Raw genomic sequence first — 19,848 nt, forward strand, 5'->3', positions numbered from 1 at the left:
TTATGAATTCAGAATTCAGAATTAGAATATAGCTGCATCAAAGATTGAATATAATTTTCCACTGAAAAGCGCTCAGATTCCTTTTTTGCTCTTTCTCCCATGTCTTCACGCTCTTCTCTAGAAAAATCAATCATTTGCTGCATAGCTGATTGAATACTATCAATACTTAGCGGATCGATTAGGTTACCAGATTGGGAGTTTCCTAAAATCTCTGCGGCTCCTCCTACCTGGGTCACAATACTAGGTAAGCCAGCGGTCATGGCTTCCGCCAAAGAAACCGAAGACCCTTCCCGCAATGACGGGATAACAAAAGTATCCGCTGCCATTAGAAACGACCAAACATCCTCCTGAAACCCTAAAATTTCAATGTAAGCGCTCAATTCCTCATTCTTAATTCTTAATTCCAAACTCTCCCGCTCCGGCCCCTCCCCTATAATCCTCAATTGCAGTTCTCTATCAGGATTCGCCTTGACCAATCCACCAAAGGCCTCAATCAATCTCCCCAAATTCTTAATCGGCACCAACCTACAAGTACACACAAAAACAAATTCCCCCCCGTCATTTCGACTGGAGGAACGGAAGGAGAAATCTCTCTTTCTCCCATCCAAACTAACCGGATTATACACTACCTTCACTTTCCTTTCTTCCACCTCTCCTAACTCTACAATATTCCTTTTTACTGCCTCTGAGATAGCAATTACTCTATCGGCTTTACGATAAATCCACTTAAAAATATATTTCCAAAACGAATGATGATTGGGAATACCAATTTCCTCTCCGATAATCAAAGGAACATTAGCTATTTTAGCTGCCCAAATGCCATGAAAATTGGCCTCTCCCCCTTGGCAATGAACTACATCAGGTCGAAATTCGGATAAAATTCTTTGTAGTTTCTTTAGGAGTTTGAAATTGGGGATTCTGGGATTAAAACCTAAAGTCTGAATTGGGATACCTTGGACAGCTAATTCATCAGCCACTTTGCCTCCTTTACCTAATACGATAAGCTTTAGCTCAATACCTTCTTGGTTATGAAGAACGGGCAGGGAATTGGCCAATACTTTTTCTACTCCACCAAAATCCAGTTCAGATACTATTCTGACAACTTTCATTGGGTGTAGATATACCTAAAACAGAATTTCAAATAGTTTCTGATCAGTTTTTTTAAACTGGGATCTCTTAAAGCAAACTTGAAAAAGAAGAAAGGTAGTAAGTAGGGAATCTGGCTTAGAGGGTAAGAATTGGTTCTTTCCTTAAGTAAGTTTTGACCTTTGAAAAAATTAGCTTCTGAATCAAAGTATTGAAAAAGATTAAGCGTCAGATACTTATCGCGGAAAACCAGCCAGCAGGGATTATCGGAGGGTATTTCATACTCTATTTTGAACATTTCTGTAAAAATAGTACAATCAAGATTGGGGATTACTTCTACACTTCCCGAAGCCTCGAGGTCATAATGCATTAATGGGGCTTGGACATAATAGGCTTTTTTAGTCCAATCAAATGCACGTAGCCAAAGGTCTATGTCTTCTCCCTTTGTCAAATTAGATTTAAACCCCACCTTATCTGTAAAGAAATCCCTGTGGATGATCGTAGAAGAGGAAGTAAATAAGGTGTTCTCTACAGCAGTTTTGAAATAGTCTGTAATCTCCAAAATAGTAGGTTCCAGAATTTTATCCGGCAATTGCTCATTAGCATAGGAACTGCCCAATAATCCAGCATTTGGAAATTCTTCAAGTACATGATTCATCCAAAACAAATATTCCGGATGCCAATAATCATCCGCATCCAAAAATGCTATGAAATCAAATTTGGATTGGGCTATTCCTCTATTTCTTGCGGCTGAAACTCCTTGATTGGTTTGATTGAAAAGAATGACTTGATCTCCATAATTATCCTTTACTAGCTCCTCCCCCCCATCCGTACTTCCGTCATTGACCACAATGATCTCGAAATCCTGAAGGCTTTGATTGAGCACCGAATCAATAGCCCGTTGGATATAGGGAGCTTTGTTGAAGAGTGGGATGATTACGCTGAACAAATGGATGTTAAAAGTTAAATGTTAATTGTTAAAAAAGGCGTTTAAGTCTAAGGGCATTTTTAAAGCCCAGGTATTTAGAAAGCATTTGGAATTTGGGGCCACCGATATAGGTGGGCTGATCCACACCTAGATTTTGCATCAGGCTTTCTGCCTTGGAGATCAAGTCAGGATACTGGGGAAAAACATCATAAATAAACTTCTGATAGACCTTTTTCAAAGCGATTCGTACCCGTTTCGAATCTTCGAATTTCAATACTTCCCGCTCATAGCACATATAAGAATCCAATAAAGACTTTATGGCTTTTTCAGACTTTTGCTGACTAACATTGTTTACTCCGGGGCTTCGGTAATAGACTTTCCCCTCCGGTTCATAGAGCACCTGCTCCGCATGCAAGAGCACTCTGGTAAAAAACTCACCATCCTGATTGATGGTCAAAGTCTCATCCCAAGGCCCGGCCTTTTCGATAAGTGAGCGAGGGGTCAAATAGACTGCTGGCTGATGCATTTCCTGTTTATTCCAAAATCTTAAAAGTAAATCTGAGCCTGATTTAAAATCCTGAAAAACTCCATAGGGAATGGAGTAAGATTTTTTCAAATCATCTTGAAACAGCCTCCATTCACATGAAGCCAATATGGATTCTGATTGGCCTTGCAATAATTTGATCTGATTGGCTATTTTATTAGGAGATAATAGATCATCCGCATCCAAAAACTGAATATACTCCCCTTTTGCAGCAGCTATGCCAACATTGGTTGCAGCTGAAACCCCTTGATTATCCTGGTCAATCAATTTGGTTTTATCCGGGTACTTTGCAAAATATTCTTTAAGAATTTCAAAAGAACCATCTGTAGAACCATCATCCACCAAGACTAACTCTATATTGGGATAAGTCTGCTGTAATGCCGATTCCAAAGTCTCTCGAACAAATGGAGCTTTATTATAAACCGGGATAATAATGGAAACCAGCGGGTCTTGACTCTTGGTTCTTGTATCTTGCATCTATCTTTTTGTCTCCCCTCCTCTGATCAAACTAAAATATTCCTGAATGGCTCCCATATTAATAGCATGACAGACTTTAAGAATGGGAATAGATTCTTTCGGGAAAAGAGTAAAGAGCCGCTTCAATGCAAATCGATACCGGGCCCAAAGAAATTGGATTAAATGTCTCCGAAAGCCGATGGAATCATCCTTAAACCTTCTTGTATAGGTACCACCTAATAATCGTTGGTATTTATTGACTAATTCTGAAACATGAAACCTAGCAGGATGATATACGATGAGGTCTGGAATATATGCAACCTCATACTTTCGAGATATTCTACCTGATAATTCGGAATCACCATTAGATTTTAATTCAGAATTAAATCCTCCAAACTCTTCAATCACTGATTTATAGGAAAACCAATTCGCTGTTATAGCTTTTCCCTCTTTAGCATAAAGCTCCGTAGTAAAACCGCCCGTATATTTTTCATAGATTTCGGCAGGTGATAAATGATTTGGATCTTTAAAAAACAAAGGGACAGGTCCTGTCAAAATCCCAATCTCCTTTTTGAAATCCTGAGAAAACAGATCCCAAGCGTTTTTCAACCAATCCGTATCAGGAAGACAATCAGCATCAGTAAAGGCAATGATATTTCCTTGGGCTGCCGTAATTCCCTTGTTTCGAGCTGCATAGGAACCGGGGTTGGACTCTTCCAAAATCTTCAAAATATAGACAAGGGAAAGTTTTTCAGGTAGAACCAAGGGGAAATACGGGTCATTATTAACTACAATTACTTCCCAATAATCTCTTTTGAGAATTTGTTGGTTTAATTGTTCCAACAGTAAAATCAACCTGTCATTATCCTTATAATGAGGAATTATCACGCTGATCATTCCGAATAGCTAATCTTACTAGATTGATAAAAATGTCTGATAAACCTGTCTTTAAAGATTCCGAAAAATCTAAAAGAAATATGAAATATCACTTTTCTGAAAAAATCAGATTTGATAGGATTTGATATTGCCCTTGAATATAAATAGGCAAAATTTTCCTTTTCGCAGGGATAAAGATTCTTAATGCCAATATTATCAACCCAAACCCATAGAAATCGCAATTGAGATTCCCTAGAGCGTAGCGAGATTGTATTGCTTTCATGTCTCCTAGCAATAGAAACCGGTTGATCCAATTCCCCGGCGTGAAATAGAACCTTTCTCGAAACTCTATTCCATAACTCTGTATCCTCGTGGAGCCTTAACCTAGTATCAAAGACCCCTGCTTTCTCAAATACTTCCTTTCTAAATGTATTGGCATTGGTATGTCCCAAAATGACATCATTACGCATGATATGGCAATACACCTCTCTCAAATCATTCGTACCAAGCATTTCAATCAAGTTGTCATTGCAGCCAAATAACTCTTCCCTACCCTCTGGAAATCGAATGGCTGAAAGTGAATAAACAGCCATAACATCAGGATTTTTAAACATGGCGCTATCCTTTGAAAATCTGTTTGGTAGATACCAATCGTCTGCATCCAAAAACGCAATAAAATCGTATTGAGCACTTCTTATTCCAAGGTTTCGACTATGGCAAACTCCTAAATTTCTCCCTTGAGGATGAGTCACCAAACGAACTTTTTCAAATTCTAAGCTAAGCTTTTTGCATACTTCCAATGAATTGTCTTTCGATCCATCCTCAATAAGGATTATTTCGCCAACTTCAGACTGTACCAAAGCCGATTGTACCGCCTCTTCAATAAAATGAGCTACGTTGAAAACGGGTATTATTACCGAGACCTCAAACAATTTAGCTAAATCGATAAAAATTGATCATTTTTTTCGTAAATGCCTTCTTTCCGCATTGCTCAATTGCTAATTCACGGATTGCATTTGGATTATACTCAGTATAATTAAATTTAAGCTGCAAAATAGCATCAGCCATTGCCTCTGCGTCTCTTACTGGAACTAACAATCCGGTTTGGGCATTGATACTATCCTCAACACCACCGTTGGAAGTGCTGACTAAGGGCAAGCCACACATCATTGCTTCCCTTACAGCTATCCCATGAGGTTCTTGAATACTGGGCGAAACAAATACATGGGCTTGACTAAGCACATCGGAAATCCTCTCCCTGGGTACTAAAGGCAAAAACTCTCCATGGTCATAAATCCCCAATTCCCGACTTTTACGAACAAATAGGTTTTCGGCAGAATGGATCGAATTTTCATCAGCCCCTTTCCCCACCATGATAAATCGAATACTTGAATCACGCCGTATAACGATAGCCATCGCCTCTAGAAATTCTACCGCCCCTTTGATCGGCAAGGAATTGAGAATGGTAATCACAGTAAAGGTTTTATTCCTTCTTGCAAGGTTGATGCTGTACATATCTTCGTCCACCAGATTCCAAATCACCTCGGGATTGCATGCAGGCTGATTCATCATCACCTGCCTTCGCTCATCGTAGCTAACAGCCGCTGTTTTTTTTGCCAATGCAAATGCTTCAAGAATCAACTTTGCCCTATATCTAGAATAATAGTGGAACACAAAAACCTGATGCTCAATGATAACGAATGGAATTGTATGTTCTTTAGAAAGCTCATGTGCATAAATTCCCGCATCCATCCCACTTTGGGCATGTATCAGGTCCGGAACAAACCCGGTAACTTTCAAGGATAAGAAAGCTTTTTGGAATAACCTGATTGCCAGTTTAACCCTATACTTTTCGGGAACCCTTCTGTTTTTGGGAATGATAAAGCCATAAGCATCCGGACTTTGGATAACCAACCCTTTGCTGATTGGCCAGTTGGTTTTTACCAAACTCAAAAAATAAATCCAAATCAATTTCAAAAAAGAAATAGACTGTTCTTCCCCATATAAAACAGCTATTTCCCCCACCTTGGAAAAATTTAATAATTCAGCTTGTTCCCTGAAAAATGACCCATTTAAAGGCTTTTTTAATGCTGGGTACCAAGAAGGGATAATTAGAATTTTTTGCACACGTTTATTTTAAATTTCTAAATAAAAATCTCCTGAATTCTGATTTATTTTCCTTAAAACGTTTATAACTATAAAGAAACAATAATTGAATTTCATCAACTAGCGATGCCTTATTGTAATTATTATAGTTAAATTTTAGCTCCAGATTACATTTTACAAAGAATTTTAGCTTACCATAAAATTTTGTACTGACATTAAAATCATGCATCGTAACACACCACATTGGAATATCATTATTCACTTCTAGTTTCTCGGAAATTCTATAAAAATCAGTATGATTTCGTGAAATCGCACCTAAAAACCCCAATTCTTTTCTTTTTTCAATGAGGGAAATAAAAACATTCGATTTATGTTCAGATGAACACATAACATTTGATTTTAAATCAAAAAAAATTCCATTATTAAAATTAATTGGTAGATATTCTTGTCTATTAAAAAACTGCTGAACGGTTGCAATATAATTGATATGAAGCATATCATCTGTATCTATATTTGATGTAATTAAATATTCGTACTCCTTATCAACAATATTGTTCAAATCATTTTTATGGTAATTATAAAAATTCTTTACCGTTTCTTCCTTGATTAATATGTTTATAAAATTGAAAGGTTTAAATTTTTCATAAACCATATCCATTATCATTTTTGGCGTTTGAGAAACAAAATATAAATACCATTTGAATTCTTTGTTAGTTTGTGCAATTACTGAAGGAAAACAAGTTTTAAAAAAAACATCAAGCCTGTACTTTAACCATTTTTCTGGATCTTCATACGGTAACCAAATTTTTTCTCTATATCCAACATTGACCCTCGTAAATAATAAATGTTCGAATTCCTTTTTCATTTTTAGACTATTTATTCCGATATTTCATATAAAAAAAATATGTTATTATCGTTTTCTGAATATTGTAGTTTCGGAAAAAGAATATTCTTGAACTACAGGTCCGTAATTTTTGTAACTTACCCAGGTTTTAAGTTTTCCTAATTCATTTTGATATCTTTCTCTTTCTGAATTATCAAAAAGAAGATATCCGCCTGATTTGAGTTTATTTAAACTATTTTTTAGACATTCTATCCTCACTCTCCCATCAATCACAATTAAATCAAAATAGCTATTCTCATAACTATTTATTGAATTAACATATTTAGTGAAATCATAATTTTCCCAAATAGGTGAGCTCTGACTTTTAATAGCTTTAGAAGCTAAACTATTTATTTTTTCAGGGGAAATTAAATCTAGTTTAACATTATTTATCCCTAATTCTTTTAATTTAATTTTCAAGGAGCTGTACCATTCCTGATTGTGTTCAATCGAAATAACTTGTTTAACTTTTCTAGAAAAATATATTGTTGACCCTCCTGAACCATATTCAAATACCTTCATCTCCTTATTTATTCTTTTTTCTAAAAATTTTAAACTACCGTATGATATCCAAGGAAGTCCTTTTTCAAATGATGATACCGGGGAATTAGTATTGACCCTGATGTAATAAAAAAAGTATTTAAGGGCTGGTAAAATAGGTTTTTTTTTGTCAAGGGTAAATTTCAATTGGTAAACAAAATATTTTATGGCTAACCAATGTGATTTTTTCATATTACTCATTATGCAAGGTGGTCTTTATTAATTTCAAATGATTTAGGTACTAGTAGATAATTTCTATTCTGATTGTCGTTATTCTCACCCAAGTTCGCTACTTTAATTAATCCAGTACTTTCCTGAATGAAATAAAAATCATAATCCAATCCATCAATTAAAAACTCAACCTTCTCTCCAATCATAATATCCTGAATTTCTAATATAATCAATGGTTTATGCTCTTTCAGAAATCGTTGATAGCCTTCCAATACTTCCCCCTCATACGTTTCAACATCTATTTTAATCAGATCCACCTTTGGTATTCCCAAAGACAGAATGACATCATCCAATTTATCAACTTGGACCAAAATGGATTTTTGTTTTTCAGGTCTCCAATCCTTGTTTAAACTTCCATGAGTTGTATTAAAACTATCAAATGTCAAATCTCCAGTATTATAAAATGGCAATTCACCTTTTAGATTGGAAAGAGCTAGTTGATGACAATAAATATCAAAAGAGTTGATTTCGGCATTCTTTTTCAAAACCTTAAAAATATTGGGTTGAGGCTCAAATGCATGCACTATAGCACTTGGATTGTAAGCTTTAGCCATAACTGAAAACCAACCCGAATTTGCGCCTATATCCAAAATCACTTGTGATTTTTTTGACAATTCACACCACAATGCTCTGGTCCTTCCTTCATAATTGAAATTCTCGAATCCATCCCAAAACATCTCTGTCTCCCAATAAAAAGCATTATTGTACAACCAAAACTCCATTCCATCTTTGGTATTAACCTTAAACTTATCAAAAAAAGTTCTTTTCTTTAGATTCAAAATTGGTTGAAGTGGCCTGATTAAAGAATAAAAAGGTCTGGCTAAATGATAGTGATAAAATGACTTAATTTTTTTCATTTATGAATTAGATAAGCATTTGATATTCCCTTCTTTTCAAACCAATTAAACATACTGACAAAAGGATATCCAGCATGAATCAGCTTATTTTTTACAATGGATTCTTCCATATTTCTTAGGTCATATTTCTCTTTTCTATATTTTCCCTCTAATTTTCTGTGAATCCGGTAGGAAATGTAAAAGTACCAATAAGCCAATGTAAAGGGCACAAATTTATCCATCACCAGACTGAAAGGAACATAATCCCTCATCATAATGTAATTGAAAGTCTGCATGTCATAGTTTCCGTCATCTCCTAAACCTTCAAATATGGTACACATTTTCTTAAATACTTCCGCTAATTTACCGGACTTTCCGCCCACAGTTCCTGGATTCAAAACTGGGAAATACAGCATACTTGGAGGAATTTTTCCCGGATACTTTTTATCAAAAGCCTTTAGCGCTTTTAGTGTCCATGTACCGTTTTTCCAAACTCTCTTATCTCCCCTGCCGACGAAAACCAATTCGGCATTCTCTCGCAATAGCAGTAAGGGGTTTTTATTAAATACCACATCATTGATATCTGTGGTAACAACATAGGTTTCGGGACTTAGTTGGGTGATAAACTCATTGAATATAAAAAACCGCTCATCATTCAGTGAATATTCTCCAAGAGTACAATGGACAAATGAAATCCTATCAGAACTGTAAGTTTCTAAGAATTCTGATGAAAGTTGATCGTAAAATACTATACCGCGCAAACCCAATTCATGGATGCTCTTATACCAGGCCTCCAGATAGCTGAAGTTGTCATTTTTTTGCCTGATTCCCCGAACAGGATCATTTTTGGAAGTGAAGTAATTGGATAAAACCACCAACTCCTCTCCTGTATCATGGATTTCTTCAAGGATATTTTCCAGCGGTCCTATTATCCTATTCATAAACATTCAGTGATTTTGCTGAGATTTGACTTTTCCATAAAGTCCTGGAAAAAGGTGGGCAGCATAATACTTACAAAACTGAACAGGGAAATATATCTTTTTGCAAGTAAGCGGTCCTTTAAACAGATGGCTGACATATTGGGTCCATGCCATGCTAAAATTTTTATCGTGGAGAAAGTGCCACTCATTTTTCCAGCTGTGATTCCAAAGATGAACTGCATAGGTTTCAGCCTGTACAAATGGCCTAAAATCCTTTTCTCTCTCAGCAAATGGCAATGGGTAAAAATATTCCTTTGTATAAACTTTTGCCTTGTCCCTGTCCAAATAGGTCGTTAGGAAAGTGGGGATATCCAAAGGTGAATCATAATCAAATTCCAGCTGACGATAACTCTCAAGCAATTCAGATAGCAGGGGATTGCTTCTGATCGAACCAATGATTCCTGCACTAATAAGTCCTTCCTTTTCTTCCCCCAAAAAAAAATCCAGGTTCAATAAGCAACCGAAATCTTTCAATACCAACATGTCCGTATCGAGGTAGATTCCTCCTTCAGTAAACAGGGCATGCAATCTGCACACATCAGATACAAAGGCAAATTTCCCAAACTGATAGGCTTTGGATGAAAAATCATAGGCAGCATAATCAAAATTATCCTCATTCCAGCATTTGATTTTATAATCAGGCAACACTTCCCGCCAGGATTGGATACAACTGAGTTCCAAATCTGTCATGGGTTCCTTACCAAACCAGCAATAATGGATAGTATTTGGGATCATTGATTCAGCATAGAAACTTTAGGAATCTCCAACTTACGACAATTCAATAGGACATCCCTAAGAGTTTGTTCCTTAAAAAAAGAGTCGCATCCATTCCAAATAGGTAACAGGAAATTAAGATTTTTGGACTTTTGGCATCTATCTTCCAAAGGGGTTGCAGTCTTTTTATTTTTTTGAAAGCTTCTTTGGCCAAATCAGGAAATTGGAAGATTACCATAAGGATATACCGCTCATAATTGGCTACCAAAGCCCTTTTTACCCTTAAATCACTTTGCTTTTCGAGGATATGAGATTCATAGCTTTTCAATGAATCAAGATAGGATTGATAACTTTCAAAAGTTTCCTTTCTACTTTGATGCCTCCTATCAGGTTTTCTGTAGTAAGTTAACAAATCGTCTAAGTAGCAAATACCATCACTTTCCAACAGTACTCTTGCCATCAATTCCCCGTCCTGATTTCGGATAAGATTTTCATCCCATAAGCCTGCTTTCAAGTGAATGGAAGAAGAAATCAAATATGCATGATTTGGCACAAAAGAAATTTCTTCCCATAATTTCAAAAGTAATTGGAGACCATTATCGGGATAATCCATCCATCGATTGGGGCTATAAGTTTTGCAGTGTTCATAGGGATCGATAGTTTCAATCATGCCTTCTCCGATAAAACTGGTCCAATTGGCAACTGAAACCATTTCCTGAGTCGAGGTGGATAATTGTGCGACTTGCTTCTCAATCTTTTGAGGGTGGATCAAATCGTCTGAATCCAACCATTGGATATACTTTCCATTGGACTTTTCAAAAGCAAAATTCCTGGCAGGGTTGCCACCGGCTTCGCGGTTATTAGGTCTCTTATACAGTTGGAACCTTGAATCTTTTGCAACATATTCCTCTAGAATCTCCCAAGAACCATCCGTACTGTGATCATCCACAATAATACATTCCCAATGTGTGTATGTTTGATTTAATACCGAATCTAAGGTTTCCCTAAGATATGGGGCTTTATTGTAGTTGGGGATAAGAATGGAGACGAGAGGCGATTCCATTATGAGGGAGAAGTTACAATAGCCTGTTTATTAGAAAGTCTAGAGTATTTGTTAAAAAATTGGGAAGATTTTAAAGGAAGTAACTCTTTCATTTGTTCTAAAATATAATTTTCGTCCTCTCTATCAGTATCGTCCAAAAATACGATGGAAGTTTCATTTACTCGCTCTTTAAGAAAGTACACGATCCCAAATCTCGCAAATTGAGATTCATAACCCTTCGGGCCATCAATGATTACTAAATCATACTTTTTCTCTCTTAACAATGAACTTTTGGGTAATTCAAACCATTTCCCACCATCCTTAGCAAATTCAGAGTTTGACCCAATTTCAAAATTATAAAAATCAACATTTTCACATTGCTCTTCAAGATGTTTTTGCCATGATGAGTCTTGGTCAATACTGATAAATTCAGGATTGTATCCCAGTTCGGAAATCAGATTGCTCAAAATAATGGTGGATAATCCTGATCCAACCTCTAAAATAGTTGCAGGTCTATGAATTACAATATCATTTGCGATATGTTGAATTTCTTGAAAGGAAAGCGTGTAGCCTGTCTCAAATACAAAACTACTTGGAAAGTAGGGTTTCAGAATCTCCATCGCTTTAAGTTCTTTAAACTTAAAGTCTGAATATTCCCTCGTGCTTTTTACAATGCGGTATTCCAATTTCTCAACCCCGAATATTTTGTCTCTCAATCTTGTTAACCAATGAATCATAATACTTCGAATGGAAGATAAATATTTGTTTGCCCATTTGGGATTTTTAAGGTGTTGAATAGCTCACCTGAATTATCTACTGAAAAAGTCAAAACATTTGAAAACCAGTCAGCAACATCAACGCCATCGTGAATAAAAACAGTTAAATTATAAGTCCCCGGCAATAATGGGTTTTTAGGAAATTCAAAAAGAATTTCACTTTTACTAAAATCAAAAGTACTCTTGGATTCGGAACTCATCCAAAGAATCCTTTGATTATACTGATTGTCTATTCTCAAGTCAATCCTAGCTTTCGATAAATTGAAATTATTTTTGACTTTATACCTTAATTTAATCGATAAGAGTTTTCCAGTCTCTAATTCTTCTAAATGATTTTTATTAGAAGATATGATAATTTCTTCCAGCCTTATATTTTTATTCCCCTTTCCTACTACCCCAGCCTCTTGGATATTTAGATAATTATTACTGTGTTCTCCAGCTAAATAAAAGTTGAGCGTTTCTGATGTTTCACTAACAATCCTGACTTTTCCCTCATTTAATAAAACAGAGCGATTACAAAGATTTCTTACTGCGTCCATATTGTGGCTAACAAAAAGTACAGTTCTTCCCTCCTTCTGACTTACATCTTCCATCTTTCCTAGGCATTTCTGCTGAAATTCATAATCCCCAACTGCCAATACTTCATCAATAATCAAAATTTCAGGCTCTAAATGGGCTGCAACTGAAAATCCCAATCTTACCCGCATTCCCGAAGAATAGAACTTAACGGGAGTATCGATGTATTTTTCTACTCCTGAAAAATCAATGATTTCGTCCAGTTTACCATCGATTTCTTTCTTGGTCATTCCCAAGATAGTCCCGTTCATATAGATATTTTCCCTGCCTGTAAGCTCGGGATGGAAGCCCGTACCCACTTCCAGCAAGGCTGCTACCCGGCCAATCATTTCTATCCTACCTGAGGTGGGTTCAGTAATTTTGGATAGGATTTTAAGCAAGGTTGATTTCCCAGCACCATTTTTTCCTATTACCCCCAATACTTCTCCTTGCTTTACTTCAAAACTGACATCCTTCAGAGCCCAGTGGACAGACTCACTCTCATCTTGGAATTTTCCAAGGCTTTTGATCCGCTTGAAGTTCTCTACAGGAGCCTTAAAACTATTCCAAATCTGCTGAGCAAAGGTGTCAGCCTTCTTTTCTTGCAGACCGATTCGGTAGCGCTTGGAGAGGTTATCTACTTTGATGATGGTGTCTGACATTGCTTTACCCCCTGCCCCTTTTCTGCCCCCTACCCCCTAAAGGGGAGGTTCGATTTGTGGATAAATAATACTTAGAATTCAAAATTGGCATTGTGGTATTTTATGAAGATGGTTAATGCTTTGCATTCAAATTAAGAATAAGATGGGTTTTGATGGACCAACCTTTCCCCTGCCCCCTAAAGGGGAATTCCATTTTGTAGTGATAAAATATCGATTACTCAAATCAGACATCCGGCTATTTTTCTAAAGCCGTTTAATCCTTTCAATTTCATTTAAGATAGTTGTTAGTACCAGTTGTGTTTCGTGTAGAATATCTTGATTTGAGAACCTAAGGATATGTAAACCCAAATTCTGAAGGTCTTCTTCTCTCCCTTTATCCCTTTGTTGCTGATCTTTTTCTTGATGAATTTCTCCATCCAATTCTATGACTAGTTGAAATTTATGGCAATAAAAATCAACAATAAATTTTGAAATGGGGTGCTGTCTTCTAAAGTGTAAGCCATTGAGTCGATTTGCTCTTAATTTTTCCCAAAGAACCCGCTCAGCTGGAGTCATTTGCTCTCTCAGCTCTCTAGCTCTTCTAAATATCTCTGGAGAAGCCTTATGATTGAATTTCCTAGACATTACCCCACTTTAGAATCTTCCTTATTTAAATTTTCGGTTTTTATGTAAATACCATGAATCATAATCTGAAACGTTCTCCCCTCCTTTAGGAGGGGCCGGGGTAGGTAGATAAGCAACATCCGTACCCCTAAATCTCCTAAATGGGACTTTTGATTACGTATAAAATCTAATTCGCTTACTCGAATATTCATTTTTAGCAGGATCAACTCCCCCTCTCTCTTTAGGAGAGGGGGCTGGGGGGAGAGGTCAAGCAACATCCGCATCCCCCTGCCTCCCTAAAGGGGAGTTATGCCACATCGGCAAAAACACGCTCCATTTTTCGAAAGTAAAACAAGCCAAAAACAAACAGAAAAGCGGCTAATATCGCCCCAGGCCATATCCATTCCCAAGGCATGGGACGGCTGAGGAACATGGCACGGATTCCTTCAATTACTCCTACCATAGGATTTAAGGAGTAGAGAAATTGATATTGCTCAGGAACTGCGGTCGTACTATAGACAACCGGAGCACCATAAAGCAGGAGTTGGACGATAAAGCCAAGGGCATATTTCACATCCCGATATTGAACGGCCATAGCTGATAGAATCATTCCTATTCCAAGGGAGCAGGCCAGGAGTTGGATTAAAAGTAGTGGAAGAAAAACCACTTGCCATCCTGGAAGTACCTGAAAATAAATCAGCAAGAATAAGAGCACTGCAAAGGAAATGATAAAATCCAAGAGCTTGGAAAAGATGGCTGCTAGCGGCAGTATCAAGCGGGGAAAATATACTTTGGTAATCATCCCTGCATTAGCAACCAGACTATTCGCTGATTCATTGAGGGTACCAGAGAAGTAATTCCAAGGCCATAAAGCCAAGTAGGAAAAAAGAATATAAGGCATCCCATCCGAATCCACTTTAGCCAGTCCTCCGAATACCACTGTAAATACCAAGGTTGTAAAAAGGGGTTGGATTATCGCCCAGCCTACTCCTAGAATGGATTGGGCATAGCGAGCTTTGATTCCCCGGACTGTCAAGAAATAGAGCAGGTCTTTGTATCTCCATAGTTCTTGAAAATCTACTACTTTCCAGCCTTGAGAAGGCTGTATGATGGTTTTATTCATCCCTACCTTTTCTTGCCAAGAAATTAGTTTCCTTTTGAAAATTCAATGCATTTAACTCTACAACTGACTTTGACTTTAAATCAAGCACATGATACCCTAATCCTTGAAATTGCTTTTTTAAATTTTCCCTTTCACTATTTGAATTCGCTTCAAATATTACCTCTGGATATTTTTGCTTAGGAAAGTTTTCTCCTCCTCTCAAAACTCCTTCTTCAAAACCTTCCGTATCAATCTTGATCAAATCAGGTTCTATATTATTCATTTCCAGAAAGTCATCTAGTCTATTGACTGATACTGGATAGGATTTTACCTTCCCTCTGTTTCCAAACTCAGTAATTTTCAAGGAACCCAACCAAGTTTCTCCTTCCGGGAAAACAATTTGTGTTTCACACTTTTCTTCACCCATAGCTATTGCATACCATTCTCCTTCTACATTATTATATCGACACATTCTCTTAAAAAAGGCTTTACACTCAGGATTTGGTTCGATAGAAACTGCTCGAATTCCACATTTCAAGAATAACAGGGAATGTGTCCCGAAATTAGATCCTATATCCAGAAATGTTTTTGGAGGGTTAGTTGACATTATCGCTTCTTCATAATAGGCTTTGATTTCATAATCATGGGCCACTATTGATATAGCTGTTTCCCAATCTAGTGCAAAGCTTTCCGATTGAAGCGGCATTTTAAGTTCCTTTCCAGCAAACTTCACAAGCCAAAACCCATCTATAGAATAGTGATTCCCATCACGAAAAATTTTTGAAAAAAGCGCATGGAAAATTGACTTTTCATAAAAGGAAAACTTATGATATAATGTATTAAGCTTCCTTCTTTTTTCTGGATTCAGAACAGCCCTTTTCACAAAAGACTGAGAAATGTTTCTTATCCAATGAAACTTTCCATTGAGTTTGAGAACAAATTCAAAAAAATTCATCTATTAAATATCATTATTAATCAGCCAGTTTCGCTCCCAAATACCATCTAGGTAGCTGTCATATTCATGACGAGGAGGTAAGAAGGGTTTGGTGACGGGGATCAAGGTAGCGGTTGTCAGTTGGCGGATATGGGTTGGCAGCTGGCGGTAAGTAGAAATAGGTTTCTGGCTTTTAGGTTTTTGCTAATAACATACCAGTAGAGTAGAAATACTACCGGGAGGAAAATTAGGTATTCGTAAGAGTTAAAGAGCACTTAGGAATATAAAACGGAAATGAATTGAGGAATACCAGCAGCCTTCAGGAGGTAGTTATTGATTCTGCCAGGGTGGACAAGTGTTTGTTTTATTTGTTGGCCTGCGGCAATTTTAGAAGTTCTAATTCGCTGATTCTTTTAAAATGCTTGTTATTGAGCGTAGCCAATGGGATCTGACCAGTCATTGCAACAGAGGAAATTAGTATGTCGGCTATATCAATGAGCTTAATCATACCTTTAAGTTGTTGGTATATTTTTGAAGCCGTAATTGCGGATGGTTCATCAAATGGAAGAACTTTAATCATACTAAATAACTCTTGCCAAAAGTTAATTTAGGTTTCCGTTGACCCTAATAGCACTTCGTATTGAGTGATTGAAGCCAGTTTGAAATCATAGTTGCCTAATGAAAGTTGATATAGAATTGATTTCTCTTTAATCTTTTTCCGGAAATATTCTATCAAGATTCCTGTATCCAGGATAATTATTTCTTTCTCCATTGATTAAAAACGGCTCTATTCAATTGGAAACTTTTGAAATGAGCGTCATCCATTTCCGGGCCAGAAAGCAGGAACTGAGGGAATTTTGTACTGCTTGTCTGCGATTCCTTTACCAGCATCAACTCAAGTTTTTTCGTGAATTGAAGTATCTCTTTATTAGAAAGTTTTCTGGCCATTTCCAAAATCCTGGATACCTCAGGTTTGGCCGCAGCATGATATACCTGGCTACTGGGTTCACTGACCGTATCTACATGTTTCTTTTTTGCTCCCATAACTACATTTTCAACCGGTAATACACTGATTTTTCTGCTGTGCTAATTATAATCTGAAACGTAAATTAACTTCCGCTGAAGTTATTACACGAAAATGAAAAAACACAAGTCACTGGATATCAAAGGGTAGCTGTTAAATATCCGTGAAGCCCCTCAGCCTTTACCTACCTGTCATTATCATAATGTGATAGAAGGTGGGATTACCCATAGCTTCGCTTCTTCACTCCCACGAGGGAGCTAGCGACCGAGTAATAAAATTACTCAGTGCACGGAGATATACAAGTGAAAGGGAGGAAATTCTGTTTTGGGTTGAGATTTCTCAGTCGCATCAAGGGTTCTGCTTCCCATACCGATTAAGGAGCTCCTTCGAAATGACCGCTGCATCGAGGTCGCGTTTTCGGGTCATTTTGACGACGACGAAGGAGGAGGAGAAATCTCTTTGAAGGCTCAAAGCTGAAAGTAGAGTCAGGAAGTTGGATGTCCGATATCCGGTGTCCGTTACTGGGTGACCACAAAGTGGCAGTTGGGTGGTGGAAAAACCCCAGCGGGGTGAGAGATTTGTAGCGCCGGGTTTTAACCCGGTGAAAAAAAATCAGGTCAGATCACAAGCGCTGGCCCTGGATTTTCATTTGGAAACGCGAAGGTTATGCCAGCAAGATGGAAACGAAAACCGGATTGGAGTCCTACGGTTTGGAACAGCTCCTAATCGGGCGTTCAAACCGATCAACAAATCACGATCAGCGAAACCAATAGTGGTCTGTGCGGACACAGACCACGGTGCGGAGATTACAATTGAGATTTCTCAGTCGCATCAAGGGTATTGCTTCCCATACCGATTAAGGAGGTCCTTCGAAATGACCGCTGCATCGAGGTCGCGTTATAGGGTCATTTCGACGACGACGAAGGAGGAGAAATCTCTGTTGAAGTTTGAAAGCTCAAAGCTCAAAGCTGAAAGCTGAAAGTAGAGTCAGGAAGTTGGATGTCCGATATCCGGTGTCCGTTACTGGGGGACCACGAAGTGGCAGTTGGGTGGTGGAAAAACCCCAGCGGGGTGAGAGATTTGTAGCGCCGGGTTTTAACCCGGTGAAAAAAAATCAGGTCAGATCACAAGCGCTGGCCCAGGGTCGCGATTCGAAGACGAAAATGGTTTGCCAGCAAGATGGAAACGAAAACCGGATTGGAGTCCTACGGTTTGGAACTGCTCCTAATCGGGCGTTCAAACCGATCCACAAATCACGATCAGCGAAACCAATAGTGGTCTGTGCGGACACAGACCACGGTACGGAGATTACGATTGAGATCTCTCCTCGTACCTCGTCGAGATGACCAGAAAACATCGAGGCAGTTTTATACTGGTCGGAAATAGTTTTGCTGGGAGAAATCTCAAATGATTGTCCTACTCAAACCAACCAAATTGAATGGTCTTTGCAGTAAAGTTACGTGGTAAGGAGTCAGTTGGAAAGTAAAGAATAACCCCCTGCTTAATTCCTTCGGGAAAGAAATATTCCAGTTGGGATTTATTCCAGATAGCGGGACTTTTAGGCTGGGTTTTTCCGAGCAAATAAGGAACTCCACCAATCAAATAGGCTGCGGGGATTTCTTCCTGGCCGTCTGGTATTTGTTTTTGAAAGCCTTGTAGAATATCCACTTGCCCTTTCCTCAAAAGAATAAATTTACTTGGAAGGTATTCCCAAGGCTCCGTGTAAGTCCATAAGGGAGCTTGACCAAAAGGGTGCCACCAAAGTCCATTAAAAATCATTATAACCGTAGATACACTAAAAACAGAAATCGGTATATAATTAGTAATACTCTCCAATTTTGCATCCAGTAAGATCAAAGCTAAGACCCAAAAAACCATATAGTGAACCCCCATCCTTAACCAATAAACATTAGATCCAAGATGAAGGAAAAAAGGAAGAGCGAACAACAATACTATCCAAAAGATGTTTGCGGGATTTGATCCATCATCCTGTTTCTTGGCCAAGGTTTTTCCAATAAATATCGCAAGTGCCAATACAAATAGGTGATGCCAATCCTCTGCAATCCACGTGAGGTATCCCAACAGAATGATGGCAGTCATCAGGAATAATAACCTATGACTTACTTTTGAAAAATAGCTTTGCGCCAGCCAGCCAGTTACTACACCTAATAATGACCAGAATAGTCCTACCCCAGTGTATTTAAGCAATAATAGCAAGCCATACTCCCCTCTGGTACTAAGCCATTCACTCGCTCCAGCAAGTCGTGATGTAGCATTTTCTCCAAAAACCAAGTATAAACTTACTTCCAAAATACCTATAGGAAGAATAATCCCAATAAATGCAATCAAATTCAACCTCTTCAAAAAGATAAAATACGTAAGCGTAATGACCCATAGAATAAAGGCAGTTGGGAATTTGACATATACCAACAATCCGATTAGAATGCCCAAAATTAAGTATCTGAAAAAAGATTGTGACTGATAGGAAAGTGCCATCAGCCAAAAGGAGGTAATGACCACAGAAAGGTGATTATAAGATAGGCTTGCCGGCAAAAATGCATAACCAAGGAGGATCGCTAAAAAGCACAGCAAACCTGCGTTCAGAAAATCAGGTTTGAATCTCCTGATCTGCATATAAAACAGGGTTAGAGAAACCGTTGCAAAGCCATACAGAACAATTCTTAAAATCCTTAGACCTACAATACCAAAATGCAGTCCTGTTAATTGGTACCAAGCTTTAAAGAACAAATCATAATTGAAGATACCAGCCTGATTATCCTGAAATGGGTGGGCAAGAAAAAGGTATAGGCCTTCATCAGACACATCCAGCCCCCTCTTGCTTGCCAAAAGAATTAGCAATACTGAGGCTAGAGCACTAAAGCCAAGAAAAGCATTTACCTTATTGATAATTAGATTATTAGAATATACAGAACTTTAAAGTTAGCAAATAAGTGAGGCATTTCAATTAGA

At 37.8% G+C, this 19,848-nt stretch carries 20 protein-coding genes; all 20 read right to left on the reverse strand.

The window, feature by feature from the left end; genetic code table 11:
• Positions 1 to 8 precede the first annotated feature (8 nt).
• The 20 genes from PBT90_RS11085 to PBT90_RS11180 all read right to left on the reverse strand — a co-directional run bounded on the left by PBT90_RS11085 (position 9) and on the right by PBT90_RS11180 (position 19,512).
• Complete coding sequence (locus tag PBT90_RS11085; protein ID WP_270129302.1) at positions 9 to 1,109, reverse strand: glycosyltransferase family 4 protein; 1,101 nt, start codon at positions 1,107 to 1,109, stop codon at positions 9 to 11.
• A complete protein-coding gene (locus tag PBT90_RS11090) occupies positions 1,106 to 2,035 on the reverse strand; it encodes a glycosyltransferase family 2 protein (RefSeq protein WP_270129303.1) in 930 nt (309 codons plus the stop codon). The genes PBT90_RS11085 and PBT90_RS11090 overlap by 4 nt, the downstream gene beginning before the upstream one ends.
• A 28-nt stretch (positions 2,036 to 2,063) precedes the next feature.
• Positions 2,064 to 3,035, reverse strand: a complete 972-nt coding sequence (locus PBT90_RS11095; RefSeq protein WP_270129304.1) for a glycosyltransferase family 2 protein — start codon at positions 3,033 to 3,035, stop codon at positions 2,064 to 2,066.
• Complete coding sequence (locus PBT90_RS11100) at positions 3,036 to 3,911, reverse strand: glycosyltransferase (RefSeq protein WP_270129305.1); 876 nt, start codon at positions 3,909 to 3,911, stop codon at positions 3,036 to 3,038. It abuts the gene before it with no gap.
• On the reverse strand, positions 3,908 to 4,822 hold the full coding sequence (locus PBT90_RS11105; RefSeq protein ID WP_270129306.1) for a glycosyltransferase family 2 protein: 915 nt from the start codon (positions 4,820 to 4,822) through the stop codon (positions 3,908 to 3,910). Before PBT90_RS11105 ends, PBT90_RS11100 begins: the two co-directional genes overlap by 4 nt.
• 1 nt (position 4,823) lies before the next feature.
• Positions 4,824 to 6,017: a glycosyltransferase gene (locus PBT90_RS11110; RefSeq protein WP_270129307.1), complete on the reverse strand. Its 1,194-nt coding sequence runs from the start codon at positions 6,015 to 6,017 to the stop codon at positions 4,824 to 4,826.
• Positions 6,018 to 6,021: 4 nt separating this feature from the next.
• Positions 6,022 to 6,861 (reverse strand): glycosyltransferase, encoded by an 840-nt coding sequence (locus PBT90_RS11115; RefSeq protein WP_270129308.1) that lies wholly within the window; start codon positions 6,859 to 6,861, stop codon positions 6,022 to 6,024.
• Between the two features lie 45 nt (positions 6,862 to 6,906).
• Positions 6,907 to 7,611 (reverse strand): O-methyltransferase, encoded by a 705-nt coding sequence (locus tag PBT90_RS11120; protein ID WP_270129309.1) that lies wholly within the window; start codon positions 7,609 to 7,611, stop codon positions 6,907 to 6,909.
• Between the two features lie 8 nt (positions 7,612 to 7,619).
• Positions 7,620 to 8,507 (reverse strand): FkbM family methyltransferase, encoded by an 888-nt coding sequence (locus PBT90_RS11125; protein WP_270129310.1) that lies wholly within the window; start codon positions 8,505 to 8,507, stop codon positions 7,620 to 7,622.
• Entirely contained in the window at positions 8,504 to 9,427 is a 924-nt protein-coding gene (locus PBT90_RS11130) for a hypothetical protein (RefSeq protein ID WP_270129311.1), read from the reverse strand. The genes PBT90_RS11125 and PBT90_RS11130 overlap by 4 nt, the downstream gene beginning before the upstream one ends.
• Positions 9,428 to 9,433: 6 nt before the next feature.
• The gene (locus PBT90_RS11135) at positions 9,434 to 10,201 is read right to left on the reverse strand and encodes a glycosyltransferase (protein WP_270129312.1); all 768 of its coding nucleotides are present in this window, start codon (positions 10,199 to 10,201) and stop codon (positions 9,434 to 9,436) included.
• A gap of 43 nt (positions 10,202 to 10,244) precedes the next feature.
• Entirely contained in the window at positions 10,245 to 11,243 is a 999-nt protein-coding gene (locus PBT90_RS11140) for a glycosyltransferase family 2 protein (protein ID WP_270129313.1), read from the reverse strand.
• Complete coding sequence (locus PBT90_RS11145) at positions 11,243 to 11,959, reverse strand: O-methyltransferase (protein ID WP_270129314.1); 717 nt, start codon at positions 11,957 to 11,959, stop codon at positions 11,243 to 11,245. The genes PBT90_RS11140 and PBT90_RS11145 overlap by 1 nt, the downstream gene beginning before the upstream one ends.
• A complete protein-coding gene (locus PBT90_RS11150) occupies positions 11,956 to 13,215 on the reverse strand; it encodes an ABC transporter ATP-binding protein (protein ID WP_270129315.1) in 1,260 nt (419 codons plus the stop codon). Before PBT90_RS11150 ends, PBT90_RS11145 begins: the two co-directional genes overlap by 4 nt.
• 243 nt (positions 13,216 to 13,458) lie before the next feature.
• Positions 13,459 to 13,839 carry an endonuclease domain-containing protein gene (locus PBT90_RS11155; protein ID WP_270129316.1) on the reverse strand — a complete coding sequence of 127 codons (381 nt, stop codon included), beginning with the start codon at positions 13,837 to 13,839 and terminating at the stop codon, positions 13,459 to 13,461.
• A 286-nt stretch (positions 13,840 to 14,125) separates the two neighbouring features.
• Complete coding sequence (locus tag PBT90_RS11160; protein ID WP_270129318.1) at positions 14,126 to 14,941, reverse strand: ABC transporter permease; 816 nt, start codon at positions 14,939 to 14,941, stop codon at positions 14,126 to 14,128.
• Positions 14,934 to 15,875, reverse strand: a complete 942-nt coding sequence (locus PBT90_RS11165; protein WP_270129320.1) for an FkbM family methyltransferase — start codon at positions 15,873 to 15,875, stop codon at positions 14,934 to 14,936. Before PBT90_RS11165 ends, PBT90_RS11160 begins: the two co-directional genes overlap by 8 nt.
• Positions 15,876 to 16,218: 343 nt before the next feature.
• Positions 16,219 to 16,461 (reverse strand): type II toxin-antitoxin system VapC family toxin, encoded by a 243-nt coding sequence (locus PBT90_RS11170; RefSeq protein ID WP_270133156.1) that lies wholly within the window; start codon positions 16,459 to 16,461, stop codon positions 16,219 to 16,221.
• A gap of 149 nt (positions 16,462 to 16,610) precedes the next feature.
• Complete coding sequence (locus PBT90_RS11175) at positions 16,611 to 16,898, reverse strand: hypothetical protein (protein ID WP_270129322.1); 288 nt, start codon at positions 16,896 to 16,898, stop codon at positions 16,611 to 16,613.
• Positions 16,899 to 18,294: 1,396 nt separating this feature from the next.
• On the reverse strand, positions 18,295 to 19,512 hold the full coding sequence (locus tag PBT90_RS11180) for a hypothetical protein (protein ID WP_270129324.1): 1,218 nt from the start codon (positions 19,510 to 19,512) through the stop codon (positions 18,295 to 18,297).
• Between the last annotated feature and the right edge of the window lie 336 nt (positions 19,513 to 19,848).

Origin of the sequence: Algoriphagus sp. TR-M9, from assembly GCF_027594545.1 — a bacterium.
Lineage (GTDB): Bacteria > Bacteroidota > Bacteroidia > Cytophagales > Cyclobacteriaceae > Algoriphagus > Algoriphagus halophytocola.

What these genes read in the sequence shown, in the direction of transcription:
- PBT90_RS11085 (WP_270129302.1), bottom strand. Translation starts at nt 1,109, where the DNA reads ATGAAAGTTGTCAGAATAGTATCTGAACTGGATTTTGGTGGAGTAGAA.
- PBT90_RS11095 (WP_270129304.1), bottom strand. Translation starts at nt 3,035, where the DNA reads ATGCAAGATACAAGAACCAAGAGTCAAGACCCGCTGGTTTCCATTATT.
- PBT90_RS11100 (WP_270129305.1), bottom strand. Translation starts at nt 3,911, where the DNA reads ATGATCAGCGTGATAATTCCTCATTATAAGGATAATGACAGGTTGATT.
- PBT90_RS11115 (WP_270129308.1), bottom strand. Translation starts at nt 6,861, where the DNA reads ATGAAAAAGGAATTCGAACATTTATTATTTACGAGGGTCAATGTTGGA.
- PBT90_RS11120 (WP_270129309.1), bottom strand. Translation starts at nt 7,611, where the DNA reads ATGAAAAAATCACATTGGTTAGCCATAAAATATTTTGTTTACCAATTG.
- PBT90_RS11125 (WP_270129310.1), bottom strand. Translation starts at nt 8,507, where the DNA reads ATGAAAAAAATTAAGTCATTTTATCACTATCATTTAGCCAGACCTTTT.
- PBT90_RS11130 (WP_270129311.1), bottom strand. Translation starts at nt 9,427, where the DNA reads ATGAATAGGATAATAGGACCGCTGGAAAATATCCTTGAAGAAATCCAT.
- PBT90_RS11135 (WP_270129312.1), bottom strand. Translation starts at nt 10,201, where the DNA reads ATGATCCCAAATACTATCCATTATTGCTGGTTTGGTAAGGAACCCATG.
- PBT90_RS11140 (WP_270129313.1), bottom strand. Translation starts at nt 11,243, where the DNA reads ATGGAATCGCCTCTCGTCTCCATTCTTATCCCCAACTACAATAAAGCC.
- PBT90_RS11145 (WP_270129314.1), bottom strand. Translation starts at nt 11,959, where the DNA reads ATGATTCATTGGTTAACAAGATTGAGAGACAAAATATTCGGGGTTGAG.
- PBT90_RS11150 (WP_270129315.1), bottom strand. Translation starts at nt 13,215, where the DNA reads ATGTCAGACACCATCATCAAAGTAGATAACCTCTCCAAGCGCTACCGA.
- PBT90_RS11155 (WP_270129316.1), bottom strand. Translation starts at nt 13,839, where the DNA reads ATGTCTAGGAAATTCAATCATAAGGCTTCTCCAGAGATATTTAGAAGA.
- PBT90_RS11160 (WP_270129318.1), bottom strand. Translation starts at nt 14,941, where the DNA reads ATGAATAAAACCATCATACAGCCTTCTCAAGGCTGGAAAGTAGTAGAT.
- PBT90_RS11165 (WP_270129320.1), bottom strand. Translation starts at nt 15,875, where the DNA reads ATGAATTTTTTTGAATTTGTTCTCAAACTCAATGGAAAGTTTCATTGG.
- PBT90_RS11175 (WP_270129322.1), bottom strand. Translation starts at nt 16,898, where the DNA reads ATGGGAGCAAAAAAGAAACATGTAGATACGGTCAGTGAACCCAGTAGC.
- PBT90_RS11180 (WP_270129324.1), bottom strand. Translation starts at nt 19,512, where the DNA reads ATGCAGATCAGGAGATTCAAACCTGATTTTCTGAACGCAGGTTTGCTG.